At 56.8% G+C, this 15,245-nt stretch carries 9 protein-coding genes and 1 tRNA gene; 4 read left to right on the top strand and 6 right to left on the bottom strand.

Annotated features, from left to right (window positions below):
• Positions 1-94 precede the first annotated feature (94 nt).
• The gene (locus tag L991_RS10030; RefSeq protein WP_047394852.1) at positions 95-2,629 is read right to left on the bottom strand and encodes a family 20 glycosylhydrolase; all 2,535 of its coding nucleotides are present in this window, start codon (positions 2,627-2,629) and stop codon (positions 95-97) included.
• 209 nt (positions 2,630-2,838) lie between these two features.
• On the opposite strand from L991_RS10030, the gene L991_RS10025 reads away from it, so the two are divergent.
• Complete coding sequence (locus tag L991_RS10025; RefSeq protein WP_052190800.1) at positions 2,839-3,717, top strand: AraC family transcriptional regulator; 879 nt, start codon at positions 2,839-2,841, stop codon at positions 3,715-3,717.
• Positions 3,718-3,935: 218 nt separating this feature from the next.
• Complete coding sequence (gene purL / locus L991_RS10020; RefSeq protein WP_047394849.1) at positions 3,936-7,889, top strand: phosphoribosylformylglycinamidine synthase; 3,954 nt, start codon at positions 3,936-3,938, stop codon at positions 7,887-7,889.
• A gap of 79 nt (positions 7,890-7,968) precedes the next feature.
• On the opposite strand, the gene L991_RS10015 is transcribed toward purL, so the two are convergent.
• On the bottom strand, positions 7,969-8,472 hold the full coding sequence (locus L991_RS10015; protein ID WP_028448473.1) for a hypothetical protein: 504 nt from the start codon (positions 8,470-8,472) through the stop codon (positions 7,969-7,971).
• 188 nt (positions 8,473-8,660) lie between these two features.
• On the opposite strand from L991_RS10015, the gene L991_RS10010 reads away from it, so the two are divergent.
• Positions 8,661-8,745, top strand: a tRNA-Leu gene (locus tag L991_RS10010).
• Positions 8,746-8,946: 201 nt separating this feature from the next.
• Here the strand turns inward: L991_RS10010 and L991_RS10005 are convergent.
• Positions 8,947-9,702, bottom strand: a complete 756-nt coding sequence (locus L991_RS10005; RefSeq protein ID WP_047394846.1) for an ABC transporter substrate-binding protein — start codon at positions 9,700-9,702, stop codon at positions 8,947-8,949.
• A gap of 160 nt (positions 9,703-9,862) precedes the next feature.
• On the opposite strand from L991_RS10005, the gene L991_RS10000 reads away from it, so the two are divergent.
• Positions 9,863-11,137, top strand: coding sequence for a hypothetical protein (locus L991_RS10000; protein ID WP_156129043.1), 1,275 nt, complete (start codon positions 9,863-9,865; stop codon positions 11,135-11,137).
• A 2-nt stretch (positions 11,138-11,139) separates the two neighbouring features.
• On the opposite strand, the gene L991_RS16555 is transcribed toward L991_RS10000, so the two are convergent.
• From L991_RS16555 to L991_RS09980, 3 genes are all read right to left on the bottom strand, one after another.
• Positions 11,140-12,105 (bottom strand): lipase secretion chaperone, encoded by a 966-nt coding sequence (locus L991_RS16555; RefSeq protein WP_052190799.1) that lies wholly within the window; start codon positions 12,103-12,105, stop codon positions 11,140-11,142.
• A 2-nt stretch (positions 12,106-12,107) separates the two neighbouring features.
• A complete protein-coding gene (locus tag L991_RS09985; RefSeq protein WP_052190798.1) occupies positions 12,108-13,418 on the bottom strand; it encodes a sphingomyelin phosphodiesterase in 1,311 nt (436 codons plus the stop codon).
• Positions 13,419-13,816: 398 nt separating this feature from the next.
• Positions 13,817-15,245: type I secretion C-terminal target domain-containing protein (locus L991_RS09980; protein ID WP_047394833.1), on the bottom strand; the 1,429-nt coding region annotated here is incomplete at its 5' end.

Raw genomic sequence — 15,245 nt, 5'->3', positions numbered from 1 at the left:
CTCTACCGGGCTACCGTCGGCTGGCGTAATCTCGCTCGCTCAGGTCCAAAAAAAGCCCCGCCATAGCGGGGCTTTTTATTGCTGCCGCAGTTAATTACACGCTAACCACGCGGCTGCGACGGTTGCTGCTGCTAAACACCGCTACTTTCATTGTCGCCGTGGCCGCTACTGGGCCGGTGTACAGCGCCGACGCCGGAGTTGGGTCTGAGCCATCGGTGGTGTAGCGAATCGCCAAGCCTGGCGCCGCCACATTGGCATACAGCTGGCCGGCTTCCACTTTCACGCCTGGCAATGGGATGCGATAGCCGTAGCCACCAAAGCTTTCCCCGCGCGGGAAGCCATCCAGACGTGGCAGCTCACGCTGGCCCAAACGGTTGGCAAACTCGTTCCAGTCTGCGTCCATTTTGGCTTGGCGCGCGGCCACATCGGCGATTGAAGTCCAGGCCGGGTCTTTCGCCCATGCGCGTTCGGCCAGCGCGATAATCCGTGGCATGGCCAGATATTCCAGCCGCGAACGATCACGGATATTTTCAGCCCACAGCTGGCCTTGAATACCGATGATGTTCTTAATCCCTTCTGGTGTCAGGCGGACTTTGCTGGCGATATTGTCTTTATCCAGCGGCTTGCCAAACAGATTGACGGTGGCCGTGGTGAAAATATCCAGCGGCACAAATTCATACGCGCCACGGGTTTCGATAAAGCCGCCCCAGTAGTAACCCGGCTCTAGCGGATCTTTGGCATAGGCCAGATCGAAGTAGAGGTTGGTGACGTTCGACAACACCGTTTTGTAGCCGGCGTTGGCCAATTGGTAAGCGAAGTCTTCCTGGCCCCAGCCCCATACGTTATTCCACACATACGGCCGGAAATTGGCGTTCACAAACTCAGGGTTCGGGCCGTGGGTATGCTCGCCGTTGACTTCTTTTTTCACCAGCGCAATTTCTTCCCAGCCGCCAAACACCAGGCCATATTTCTTCAGCAGATCGCGGTAACGGGCGAGGAAGTAATTTTGCAGCTCAACGATTTTGGTCATGCCTTTTTCTTGCATAAAGGCCTGGCAAATCGGTGATTTTTCCCACGCGCCATTAGGCACTTCATCGCCGCCGGTGTGCATGGTGGTGAATGGCGCGCCAGCTTCTTCAAACATGGCTTTCACATCGTGCAGCACGGTTTCGATGAAGTTGTAGCACGACTCAAGCGCAATGCAGATCACATTGTCGTGCCACAGTTGCACGGACTCATACACCGAAGCATCGTTAAAGTCGCACAGCAGGTATTGCTTGGCTTCCGCTTCGCGGCCTTCGGCCATCAGACGCGTGTAGCGCACATTCATGGCTTTGATCGCAGCGCGGGCATGGCCTGGCACGTCGATTTCGGGCACCACTTCGATGTGGCGCGCGGTGGCGTATTTCAGGATTTCAATGAAATCGGCTTTGCTGTAATGACCACTACCGGCTTTACCCGCTACGTCGCCGCCCGAGCCAAAGCATGGCACGAGGTTATCGGTTTCGTCCGCGGTGTAACCGCGCAAGCTACCAATCTCGGTCAGCTCCGGCAGGCTAGGGATTTCCAGGCGCCAACCTTCATCGTCGGTGAGGTGGAAGTGGAATTGGTTGAGTTTATACAGCGCCATGCAGTCCAGCAGACGCAGCACTGTTTCTTTGCTGGTGAAGTTACGACCCACATCCAGGTGCAAACCACGATAGGCAAAGCGCGGCGCGTCTTGCACTTGGCAGGCGGCCACGGCCAGCTCGGCTTGCGGGTTCAGATATGCAGCAACTGGCAGCAATTGACGCAGCGATTGAATGGCATTGCACACGCCCGCAGCGCTGGCGCCGGTAAGCACGATGCCCTCTGCGCTCACTTGCAGCTGATAGGCTTCGCCTGGAGCCAGCGTATCTTTCACTGTCACAGGGGCGATTTTCAGCTCAATCGCGGCCGCGCCAGCCGGCTTGAAGGCTGCGCGTTGCAGCGTTTGCCCGCTGACATCTTTAATCGCCGCCTGCAATAAGGCAGCTTCATTCGCCAGCTCTGCACCATGCACGATAAAGGTGCTGGCATTGATCACAAATTGCCCGGCACCGGCGGTAAATTGCAGCGGCGTCGGGGTAATTTTGCTCACTGCTTCGGCCGGCAACAGGCTCAGGCCGGCGTTATCGGCAAAGGTTTTGCCGGCGCTGGCAAGGGCAACTTCATCGCTGTCATTGCGATTGCGCTGGCCTTCGGTGGCAAATGGGGCGATATGCGGGTCGCCAATCACTTGCATTTGCGCTTGTGGGGTATTGGGGTCGTACACAATGTAGAAACCGAGCGGCGCATCGGTTTCGCTAATCACCCAGAACAGGCCTTCATAATCAAAAGTGCGAGATTCGCCCGGCTGTAGCGGCGCGAAACCTGCTGCCGGCGCCAAGCTCCAGAAATCGCCGTTGATGTGCGTCACCAGCACGTTACCAGTGACAGTTTCGGGTTTGATTTTGCGGCAAGTGTTGAAGTACAACGCCCAGCCTGAGGCTGGCAGCACTTGATCTGACAGATTGGTCAGCGTGAGCGCGGCGAGAAAATTATCACCGTTGTGGGCATTGGTTTTACATGCCCAGGCTAAATGGAGGTGCGCACCAGCTGGCTTATTCATTATGTATTCTCCCTCAGGATGAAATAGTGGGTTGACCCTGCACCCAGACAGTGTAGAAGCGCGATGCGTGCTCTGCCAAGCCAAGGTCAGCCGCTGTCGCCCGAATGCTGCGCCAGCGCTGCTTGAGCGTATTTATAGACCGCAGGTGGCGCGGCTATTCCACTATCAGCCCAATTCACCCTACAATCAGCTCAAAAGGGGAAACAAGCATGTTGATACGGGAATGGATCGGCAACTCGCAAGGCCACGCATGGCGGCTGAATCATCATGTGGCCGCTGAGATTCCGTTTAATCTGCATTTTCACCCTGAATTTGAGCTCACCCTCACCCTGGGCGCGCAAGGGCTGCGGCAAATTGGCAGTGATCGCGCGCAGTTTCAGCAATGTGATCTGGCGCTGGTAGCGCCCAACCAGCCGCACAGCTGGCAAGCCGGCCCACGGGTGGATGCCCGCGATATCGAGCTGCAAGTCGTCTTATTTCGCCTCGATTGGCTAGTCGCGCTGGCCGAACATGGCCTGCCCGAGATCCGCCCGCTGTGCCAATGGCTGGCCAGCATTCGCCAAGGCGTGGTGTTTAGCCCCAGCTGCGCGCAAAGCCTGGCTCGCCAGCTGGCGCATATGCATGAACTACAAGGCCTGCAGCGACTGACGACCTTGCTGGATATTCTGGCGGCGCTGCAGCACGACAGTGCCGCCCGCTTTATTGCCGGTGAAGCCACCGCGGCCACCCCTGATCGCCGGCTGGAGCGGGCGATGGCACATATGCAGGCACATTTTCATACCCCACTGACGCTGGATGAGGTGGCCACCGCTGCGGCCTGCAGCGTAACGACGCTCAAACGCCTTTTTAGCCAGCAATTGCAATCGAGCTTCAGTCACGAACTGAGCCGGCTGCGCATTGCCCACGCCTGCCAGCTTCTGGTGAGCAGTGAGCGCGGTGTGGCCTGGGTTGCGGCGCAAAGTGGCTATCCGTGCAGCAGTCTGTTTTACCGGCATTTCCAAGCGCATACCGGTCAAACCCCAAGCGATTTTCGCCAGCACAGCCGCCTTGGCAAACCCACCAGGGGTATTGCCATCCAAGCAAAATAATTCAAACCTCGCAGAGCAATACCCTAAAAATCGACTTTTGCCAGAGCTTTCGGCAACGCCCCACCGCCCCACAGACGCCCCTGCAAGGGTCTGCCAGTAGCATGACGCGCCTTGCAAGCCAGTGGTTTTGCGGCTAAGCAGATGTTTTCTTTCCCCTAAATCAAGGCAATTTTCGGTATCATTACGTACTTTTTGCCACATTTCTGGGTTAACAAGACATGGCCAATGTGCTCCAACTACGCGGCGGTACCGCGCTGTCACCGTTCCGGATTGAAAAACTCACCTCAGCGCTGGCCGCGCAAGGGCTGAGCGTCAACCTGTATGCCGAATACTGGCACTTTGCCGAACTGACTGCCGAACTAAGCCACGAAGAACACGCGGTACTGGCGCGCATTCTGAGCTACGGCGAGCCGGCGGCGGCCGAGCTGGCTAGCGGCACCCCGCTGTTGGTATTGCCCCGCTTGGGCACTATTTCGCCATGGTCTTCCAAAGCCACCGACATCGCGCTGCACTGCGGACTGGATGGCAAAATCGCCCGCATCGAGCGCGGCATGGCGCTGTACGCCAGCAAGGCCGATGGCCAGCCGCTGTCAACCGCCGAACAAAATCTGTTGCTGCCACTGATTCACGACCGGATGACCGAGCAGGTTTTCCGCGGTCTGGAAGCCGGCAACGAGCTCTTCCGCCACTTTGAGCCCAAACCACTGGAAACCGTGGATATCCTCGGCGGTGGTCGCGCCGCGCTGGAGCGCGCCAATGGCGAATACGGCCTGGCCCTGTCGGACGACGAAATCGAATATTTGGTGGCCAATTTCACCAAGCTGGGCCGCAACCCCAGCGACGTTGAATTGACGATGTTTGCGCAGGCCAACTCTGAGCATTGCCGTCACAAGATTTTTAATGCGAACTTCATCATCGACGGTCAAGCACAAGATTACAGCTTGTTTGGCATGATTCGCGAAACGCACAAAGCCTCGCCAGAAGGCACGGTAGTTGCCTACTCAGACAACTCATCCGTCATCGAAGGCGCGCAAATCGAGCGTTTCTTCCCTGCCAGCAACGGCGCGGAATACGGCTTTGAAACGCAAAAAACCCACATTCTGATGAAAGTGGAAACGCACAATCACCCAACGGCGATTTCTCCGTTCCCCGGCGCGGCCACCGGCTCGGGCGGTGAGATTCGTGACGAAGGCGCCACCGGTCGTGGCTCGAAACCGAAAGCGGGCTTGTGTGGCTTCACGGTTTCGAATCTGAATATCCCTGGCTACGTGCAAGACTGGGAAGACCCGGCTTACGGCAAGCCAGATCGCATCGCTTCGGCACTCGACATCATGATCGAAGGCCCAATTGGCGCCGCGGCATTTAATAATGAATTTGGTCGCCCGAACCTGGCCGGTTACTTCCGTACGTTCGAGCTGGACGTAAATGGCGAGCGCCGTGGCTACCACAAGCCAATCATGATCGCCGGTGGCTTGGGCAATATCAACGACGCCCACGTCACCAAGAACGGCCTGCCTGATGGCTCGTTGCTGATCCAGCTTGGTGGCCCGGGCATGTTGATCGGGATGGGCGGCGGCGCTGCATCGTCTATGGATACCGGCGCGAACGCGGCGGACCTCGATTTTGACTCGGTGCAGCGCGGCAACCCGGAAATGGAACGTCGCTGTCAGGAAGTGATCGACCGCTGCTGGCAGCTGGGCGACAAAAACCCAATCCAATCGATTCACGACGTGGGCGCGGGCGGCATTTCCAATGCCTTCCCGGAACTCGTGAACGACGCGGGCATGGGTGCGGTGTTTAACTTGCGTAAAGTGAACATCGAAGAACACGGCATGGCGCCGAAAGAGATCTGGTCGAACGAATCGCAAGAGCGCTACGTGCTCGGCATTCACCCAAGCGATTTGCTGACCTTTGAGGCGATCTGTGAGCGCGAGCGTTGCCCGTTTGCGGTGATTGGCCATACCACCACCGAGCGCCACCTGACGGTAGAAGACCCGCATTTCGGCAACAAGCCAGTCGATATGCCGATGGACGTGCTGCTGGGCAAGCCACCCAAAATGACGCGCGATGTAACGCGGGTTAAACCCGAGCTCAAAGTATTCGATTCATCGGCGCTGGATCTGAAAGAGTCGCTGTACAAAGTACTGCAACTGCCATCGGTGGCAGATAAATCATTCCTGATCAATATCGGCGATCGTACCGTGGGCGGCTTTACCGCTCGCGATCAGATGGTAGGCCCATGGCAAGTGCCTGTGGCCGACGTAGCGGTCACCACGATGGGCTACAACACCCTGCAAGGTGAAGCGATGGCCATGGGTGAGCGCACCCCGCTGGCACTGATCAACGCCGCAGCTTCTGGCCGGATGGCCGTGGGTGAAGCACTGACCAATCTGGTTGCCGCGCCGATCGCCAAACTGGGCGATGTGAAGCTTTCTGCCAACTGGATGGCCCCAGCGGGCCACCCAGGTGAAGACGCCAATCTGTACGACACCGTGAAGGCCGTGGGCCTAGATTTATGTCGCCAGCTCGGCGTATCGATTCCAGTGGGCAAAGACTCGCTGTCGATGAAAACCGTATGGGAAGAAAACGGCGACAAGAAAGCCGTGGTGGCGCCATTGTCACTGATCATTTCCGGCTTTGCGCCAGTAACGGACGTAACCAAAACGCTGACCCCTCAGCTCTCTACCGAGCACGACACCGACCTGCTGTTGATCGATCTGGGCACCGGCAAATGCCGCCTAGGTGGCTCGGCACTAGCACAAGTGCACAATCAGCTGGGTAACTGGGCGCCAGACGTGGTGAGCGTCGAGCACCTGAAATCATTCTTTGCCACCGTACAGCAGCTGAATCAAGACGGCAAAATCTTGGCTTACCACGACCGCTCTGATGGCGGCCTGATTGCCGCTGTGACCGAGATGATGTTTGCCTCGCATTGCGGCGTAACGCTGGAAATCGACGAGCTGTGTATTGACCGCCGCGTGCGTCAGCGTCAGCAACACGAAATCACACCGGAAGACGTGGCGCGCGCCGAAAACGGCCGCGTGATGGGCGTGCTGTTTAATGAAGAGCTGGGTGCGGTACTGCAAGTACGCCGTAGCGACACTGCAGCGGTCATTGCCGCGTTTATGAAGGCGCAACTAGCTGGCGAGCTACATGTAATTGGTACCACCAATTCTGACGACAAGCTGAAAATCAAAAAGCGCAATCGTCTGCTGCTGGATGAATCACGCATCAGTCTACATCAGGCTTGGAGCAAAACCAGCTGGCAAATCCAGCGTCTACGCGACAATCCTGCCTGCGCCGATGCCGAATACGCCCGTATCGCCGACAAAGCCGACAAAGGCCTATTTGCGAAACTGAGCTACAACCCAAGCGACGACATCGCTGCGCCGTACATTGCCAAAGGGGCGAGACCGCGGGTTGCCATCCTGCGCGAGCAAGGGGTGAATGGTCACGTGGAAATGGCCGCTGCCTTTACCCGTGCGGGCTTTGCTGCTACCGACGTGCACATGAGTGACGTCATTAGTGGTCGTATCCAGCTGCGCGACTTTATGGGCCTGGCGGCTTGCGGTGGCTTCTCTTACGGTGACGTACTGGGTGCCGGCGAAGGCTGGGCCAAATCGATCCTGTTTAATGCCGCCGCGCGGGCGCAGTTTGAGGCCTTCTTCCAGCGGACCGACACCTTCGGTCTGGGTGTATGTAATGGCTGCCAGATGATGGCGAACTTGTCGGGTATTATTCCGGGCGCCGAACACTGGCCAAAATTCACCCGCAATCAGAGCGAGCAGTTTGAGGCGCGCTTTGTGATGGTGGAAGTACCGCAATCGCCATCGCTGTTCTTCAACGGCATGGCCGGTAGCCAGATGCCCGTGGTGGTGAGCCACGGTGAAGGCTTTGCCAATTTCAGCCAGCAAGGTGATATCGGCCAGGCACTGGTGGCCATGCGCTACATCGATAGCCACGGTAAGCCAACCCAGCAATACCCGCTCAATCCAAACGGCAGCCCGCAAGGCATCGCCGGCGTCACCACCGCCGACGGCCGCTTTAGCATCATGATGCCGCACCCAGAGCGCGTATTCCGTACTGTACAAAACAGCTGGCATCCAAGCGATTGGAGCGAAGACGGCGCATGGTTGCGGATGTTCCGCAATGCACGTGCCTTCATCGGCTAAGCCCGGCACTGGCCGCTATGGCCAGTTAGCAAAAAGCCCCGCACTGCGGGGCTTTTTTATTACTTAAAGCGCGAAAAGCTTATTTTTGCTCTTCGATGTGCAGCTCGATCTCAACGTTCTCAGCTGAGTATTGGATTTGCGCCAACAACACCGCATCAACGCAGTTAGCAAAACGGCGCAATACAATCGATTTGGCCAAAGCTGGGCCCATTTCTGAGCGGAATTCTTTCACATACTGCAGCGCGCCCACGTGATCGCTTTCCAGTTCATCTTCGTAATCGCTCACGATGTCTTTTACTTTTTTACGTACATCGCGCACTTCTTTAAATAGCTCGCTCGAAATCTCGCACAAAGCATCAAACTGAAATGACGCATCTACCAAGCTGCCTGGCACCATATAACGGGCAAAGGTTTTTGAGCTGGCTTTCAGCAATTCAAAATGCTGATCTTCCAGAGTCAGTTTCAGCGGGAAATATTCTTCAACGGCAGACAGGGCTTGGCGAATGCCATCGTTGCTGCGCAAAGATTCTGGCAATTTGGTGCTGGCGCGTGCATAAACGCGATAGCGAGCGGAAGTTGTCATCACATATTCTCCAATGGGGTTGCGACACACTGTATAGCAAGAGTGTGACCGCCCTTTTAATGTGCATCAAGTCGGGCACGGCAAAGTCGCGATTTTGCAGACAGCACTAGACAAAGCGCCGCCGAGCCGTTAATATTCCGTTCCTCACGAAATGCATACCTCATTAGCGTTTGTGAGTGTTAGTTAGTGCGCGATTGGTGGAATTGGTAGACACGCAGCGTTGAGGTCGCTGTGCCGCAAGGCGTGCGAGTTCGAGTCTCGTGTTGCGCACCATCACCCTTTCCAGGGGTGTCCAAAGAAGTACGATAAGCCCCGTAAAACCTAGGTTTGCGGGGTTTTCTGTTTCCAACGCAAGCCTACAGTTTACAAGCAAGTCCCACTTCATTGATGGTCTTTTTGTTGGTTTTTAACGGCCAACAATCACAATTAGCACCGCCTCTTTCTCTCTTGGTTACACCAGCTACTGTCCGTCCATCATCGTGGTGAAGCGGGCATGATTTGCGCCCATTGCGGGCTACGTTTTAACTTATGCAAACCGCGATTAAAGCGCTCGATCAGCTCTTGGGCGTGTTCATGCTGGCGATTAATCACCAGATGGATCGGCGACTCGTGCAGCGCCTCTTTGGTGGTGGCAAATTGGCCTTGCTCCGCCGGCGGCCAATGCGTTTGAATCAGATTCCAGCACACGGCTTCGTCACAGGGAAAGGCATCAATATAGCCGGCGGCCAGTTTTTTCAGATTGGTCAGATCATCTACTGCCTCATCCAGCGTATTTTGCGCGCTGGGCTGGGTGAGCGCCGGCCACACTGCCGCGCCATAATCATAGCCGCGTGATAAGCCCAGCCGCCGCCCTTTGATCAGGCGCCACGGCGACCAGGGCGCAGTGCTATCGCGGCGGTAAAACATTACCACGCGGCCGGTGTAGAGCGGGTCGGAAAACAGAAAATCGCGCTGTCGATCAGGGGTGAGCAACCAGCCCACCGAGCCCGCCACCCGCCCTTGTCGCGCATCATGCAGCGCACGCACCCAGGGCATAAATTGATAGCGAACACTGACATTTTCGCTCGCGAATGCCTCACTCACCACCCGGCTTAAGCGCCCGCCCCCAGGCAGCTTTTCACCCATATACGGCGGCCATTCACCATTACTCAGCGTGATGCTCAGTGCCGGCGCCGCCGGCACCGTGGCGCACCAACCCAGCAAAAGAAAGAGTAGCCAGCAGCGTGGCATGGGGTTATCCGAGTCAGCAAGACACCACTCAGACTAGCAGCGTGTATAGCACCCTGCCAGTGCACCTGCGCTTAGGCATGCACGGCGCATCGCCAAGCATTACAATCGCCCGCTTTAGCCACTAGCACCGCCGTGCCAGCCTTGCTCCTAGCGATTGATCATGCCTCAAGCAGCCACTTCTTCTACCCGTTTAGACCTTGCCCCAGTCTTGCCCCGGCGGCAGTTTTTAGCGGGCCTCGCCGCTGACGCACTACTGCCGGCTTGCCAAACACCAGCCGAAGCTCAATGGGTATTGGGTCAAATAGCAAATGGGGATTGGCTGCTACGGGCATACATACCGGGTGTATATCCAAAACTGCAGTTGCAACTGGCCCAGCTGCAGCTCGCACCGCTGCAACTACAGATGCTTGAGGGCTGGACGAGCGCGCTGTTTCAGCTGCCGGCCCAGCTCGCCGGCCAAACACTGACTGCGCAACTGCGAGTGAACGATCAAACGCTCGGCGCTGCGCGCAGCCTTCAGCTCCCCGCCGCCGCCCCAGCCAGCGAGCACACGCTCTACATCGGCTCTTGCCTGCAAAAACTGGGCTGGTTTGGGCGCGAGCCGATTTTGGCCAGCATCGTGGCCGATGCACGTCAGCAACCCAATCCGGCCATGCTGTGGCTGGGCGACCATCTGTACTTCACGCCCGATGATCTTAGCCAGGCGGGCGCCATGTGCCGCGCCTATCAGCGGCAACGCCAGCATGCCGTGCTGGCCGAATTACTGACCGCCATGCCCAACTATGCCATTTGGGATGACCACGATTTTGGCCTGAACGACGCCGACAACAGCGCCCCCAGCGCAAAACTGAGCGCGCAGGTGTTTCCCCTGATGTGGGCCAACCCACCCAGTGCCACGCCGTATTTTGCGCTCCAGCTCGGGCAGGTGCGGCTCTTGTTCACCGATAACCGCAGCGCACGACGCGGCCGCAGTGTACCGGCCTATCAGCGCCAGCTCTTTGGCGCGGCCCAGCTCGCTTGGTTGCACCAACAAGTACAGCTACGCGATGTTGCCCATACCCTGTTGCTGGGCGGCAGCCAGTGGTGGGTCGGCGCTCCAGACGAAGAAGGCTGGTCGCATGCGGCGGCCGAGCAGCAGCGCTGGCGCGAACGACTGTTGCAGCAGCCGCCCGCCAGCCGCCTGCTCTACATGAGCGGCGATCGCCATCACAGTGCCGAATTCACCCGCCAGTTTGGCCAAGAAGTAGTGCATGAGCTCACCACCTCTGCCCTCACCTCGCCGCCTGAGCCCGCGCAAACAGGGTACAAAGATATTCAACTGCGGCAGTTTTATGCTGAAAATAACTATCTGCGCGTGCAGATTCGTGGCGCCGCGCTCAGCTGGCAATGGTTTGGCCCCAGCGGCCAGCCGTTAGGGCCGGCCACCACGCGCTAAGCTCAGGCCCCCGGGCCAAACACCTGCGCCCGCCATTGCGCTAAAGCTTGCGCATAGCGCTCTTCACTCCAGCCTTGCGCCTGCCGTTGCTGCGCCAGCGCCTGCAAGCCCTGCTGATAATTCGCCCGTTGCTGTTGCTGCTGGGCTTGCTGGCGGAACTGCGCGTCGCGCTCACGGGCCGCCAGCGGCTCGAAATAGCGGTTGAGTAGCTGCTCCCGCAACTGCGCGGCCTGCTCGGGGCTAGGTTGATCGAGCAAGGCCAGCCGGTATTCCAGCTCGAAGCGTTGCGCCGGTGTTTCGGCGGCCTTCAGCTCGGCATAATAATCGCCATAATGCTGCACCCGCAGCGCCTCCAGCGCTTGCAACCGCGCTGGCTGGCGCAGGGTTTTCGCCTCATGGCGGGCAAAATCATTCACTGCGGCCTTATACGCCACCAGCGCTTCTTCTTGCCCAAACCACGCCTTGGCCACCTCGGGCCCCATCACCTGCTGGCGCAATTGGCTGAGTTTAGCCAGCCGCTCGGCCAGCGGCGTATTGAGCGATTGCACCAGTTTTGGCTCAGCTTCGTTGAGCTTGGGTAGCGTTTGCAAAGCTTGCAGTAACACTTGCTGCGCCGGTGTTGCCGGCTGTGCCGCCAGCAGCGCTAGCCAATAACCCCGGCAGTCCGTTTCGGCCGCGCGCGCGCAGTCTTGCTGCGCCAGTTGCCACCAGCGCTGCAGCTGGCCTTGCTGGGCCCATTGCTGCACTGGCCCCGCTGCCGCCTGCCATTGCGCAGCTTGCCGCGCAGCCAGCTCTGGCGAAGTGCTCCGGCCCCAGCGGGCCGGAAAACTCGCCGCGGCAGAGTGCGCAGTGGCGGCTGACGCCACCGCCGGCGCGGGCTCAAGCGCGGTTGAGTGTGGCGCTAGCGCATACCAGGCTAGGCCGCAGAGCGCGGCCAGCGCGATGATCGCAATTCGGTTCGGCCGCATGATTAAAAGCTAAACAAACCGGCAACCGGAAAGTGATCGGACAAATCGCGGATCGACCACAGCTCGGGGCGCAAAGTACGCAAAATACGCACATCGTTGCTCGCACTCAGTGGCTGACGCGTGCCGCTACCGACCAGCACATAATCCAGATACTCCACCGTGCCGCCCGATAGCCCATTGCCCGCATTGAGGTTCACCCCGGCATCAAAGGTGTTTTTGTAGCCGGTACTGCTTGGTGCAGTCGCGCGCAAAATGCTGAGCATCTGCGCATAATCATCGGGGAATTTGTATTTATTGACGTTCATATCCCCGGCGATCAGCACCACATCTTGGCTGGCTACGCTCTGAGCATCGAGCAGGCCACGAATTTTGCCAAAGGCGTATTTGCGCAGCTGCCGTGCTTCATCGCTATCAAATGAGGGCGCATGGGTATTGGTTAGATGATAGATCTGGCCTTTTTTCAGCACCTGCACGTAATTGGCGCCTTTATTGGCCAAGCAATCCGAGCCGGTACACTGATCAAACACGATGGTTTTGTCTTGCAAAATCGGCCAGCGGCTCAGAATCAGCGTGCCGCCATCCTGATAAATATTGTCGGGAATATCCACCAGAGACGATTGATACGGAAATTGCGTACGCAGCTTATTCAGGAAAGCGGCGCGGCAATCGTTATCAAAGGCTTCCTGTACCGCCACCGCATCAAAGCCGGCCAGATTGTTGGCAATTTCATCCAAGCGCACGCAGTTATTGCTCGACACCGGCGGCAAGGCCCACAGATTGTAGGTCAGCAGCTTGAATTCATTATCTTTGCTGGCACGCTCTGGCTGGTTATCCGGCTGGATGGTGTAATACAGATCATCGTAGCCACCGGTAAATTCTGCCCGGTAAGACACCTTGCTCGCCAGGCCCGCGTATTGCGTAGCCCGGGTATGAATGTCACGATCGCCATACCAAGGATCGGTAAAGCTCGCGTCGCTCGCCGAATGGCTTAAATTGCTGGAAGAAAAAGTCCCGGTGAGTTTTTGTTTCAGCGTAACCACGCTGCCAGCGGCGCGAATGCGGGTATCAAAATAATAAGTTTTGCCGTTTTTGATGCCCACATTGCGGTTCATCCACAGCACTTTGCGGGTGGCATAGGGTGGAATCTCGGGCGCCTCGGTGCCCCAGGTATTACCCTTGGCCAAACTACCAGCGCCGCTTTGTACGGTCGACACCTGCACCGTATGCGCGGTTGAGTTCGTCACATACACATAAGTTTCGGCGTGCACCACTCCGCACAGCCACAATACACACCAGCATAACCAGACCCGCATAAGCCACCTCCTTGGCAAAAGCGGGCAGCTTAAGTAGCGAAAGTTACATCTAGACATATTTCAGGTTGCAGGGGCATGAAAGAAAAAAGTCATTTCAAAACATGCCGATAGCATGGCCATGCATCATATCGCAGCACAGGGTATAGCCACATAAACCAATAAATAAAAGGCCTTCAAGGCCATACCCACAAGAAGATCAAAAGTCGAACGACTTTTTGCCAACCCAATAAAACTGATCGCAGCTCGAAACACTGTTGCATTTGGCGCAGCCAACACACCAGCCAGCGGATCAGCCCAAACACCCGCCAGTACATTCGCTAGCCAACACACTCAGCCACAAGAGCATAAAAAAACGGCGACCATGGGTCGCCGTTTTGGACGTTAAGACTAACTACCGCTTAGTCCACCAGCAATTTACCGGTTTTGATCAGATCTTGAATAATGGCCTGATCATTGCCAGCCGTAGTCAGATCTACACCTTGCAGCGTAATCACCTGATCTTCCTTGGCCACCCAGTTACTGCCGCTGAATTCGCCTTTACTGCTGATGTGCACGATGGTGTCGGTACCTGATTTTTCGAAGTGCAGGTATTGCGTAATGTTGTTCGAGTTCTCGCCTTGCAGCAAATCGCGCAGATCCAGCTTATCAACATCACCAGCGGCATTGCCGGCGCGCGCATTATTGAAGTCCATAATAATGTCGCGTGCTGGCGTACCTGCAGTGCCTTGGTCACCCAAGGTCCACTTGAACACATCGGAGCCCGCGTCGCCACGCAGTACGTCATGGCCAGCTCCGCCTTCGAGCAAGTCATTACCGTCACCACCACGCAGCGCATCGTTATCTACGCCACCATACAGTTTGTCATTGCCCGAGTTGCCATACAGTACGTCCGTGCCTTTTTCGCCAAAGACAATATCATCACCAGAACCTGCGTTTGCGTAGTCAGCAATATTCTGAGTCGGCGTAGAGATCGAAGTTAAGCTGGCATTAGCACTATCAACCAATGCTTTTTCGTCATCGGTGGTCATAACCGTCAATCCCAGCAATGTCGCTTGAGTGACGGCAGGGTTAGCACTGTTTGGCAGCGTATCGCCCATATAGATCAGATCATTACCAGAACCGGCTTCCACATGATCATTTGAGGCCCCGGCAAAGAAGACTTGATCCACACCATCAGTAGTCACCAGCGCTGCGGTAGGTTTAGTAACCTCATTGCCGTACATGTCTTTTACGGTCGCCCCAGCCTGCAAGGAGGCATAGAAGGTTTTACCGTCTTGGCTTTCGCCATACATCACCGTAATCTGGTCGTTCAAATCGCTACCGCCGATCACATCTTTGCTTGGCACCACTTTGATGTACCACACCGCAGTATCAAAACCACCCTTGCCATCGGTGATGGTATAGGTGACTTTGGCATCACCAATAAAGCCGGCCTTCGGAATAAAACTCAAAGTGCCATCTGCATTTTTCACTACAGTGCCGTTTTCTGCGATAGGTGTGCCGGTAATGCTGATCGGATCATTTTCCAAATCACGATCGTTACCCATCACGTTGTAAGTAACAGTCTGACCTACGCGAGCATATGTGTAGTCATCCACCGCAATCACCGAGTTGTTCTTAGGCACATCCTGAATGATGGCTTCACCAACATCGCTATAGTCTTTACCCAAGCTGGTTAGCTTCGCAGTAAGAGAGAAACGCTCATTCGGATCAGTCTCTGCATCTACTGCGGTGGTCGTTTTCACCAGCATGTCATTAGTACCGGCTTTCAGCGCAATCGCGCCGGTGTACGTTGTCCACGTTTTGCCGCCATCGAGGCTGTAGCTG

This window comes from Chitinibacter sp. ZOR0017, from assembly GCF_000799095.1.
Lineage (GTDB): Bacteria > Pseudomonadota > Gammaproteobacteria > Burkholderiales > Chitinibacteraceae > Chitinibacter > Chitinibacter tainanensis.
The sequence above is the reverse complement of the archived record's forward strand: the minus strand, read 5'-3'. Positions and strand labels throughout refer to the sequence as shown.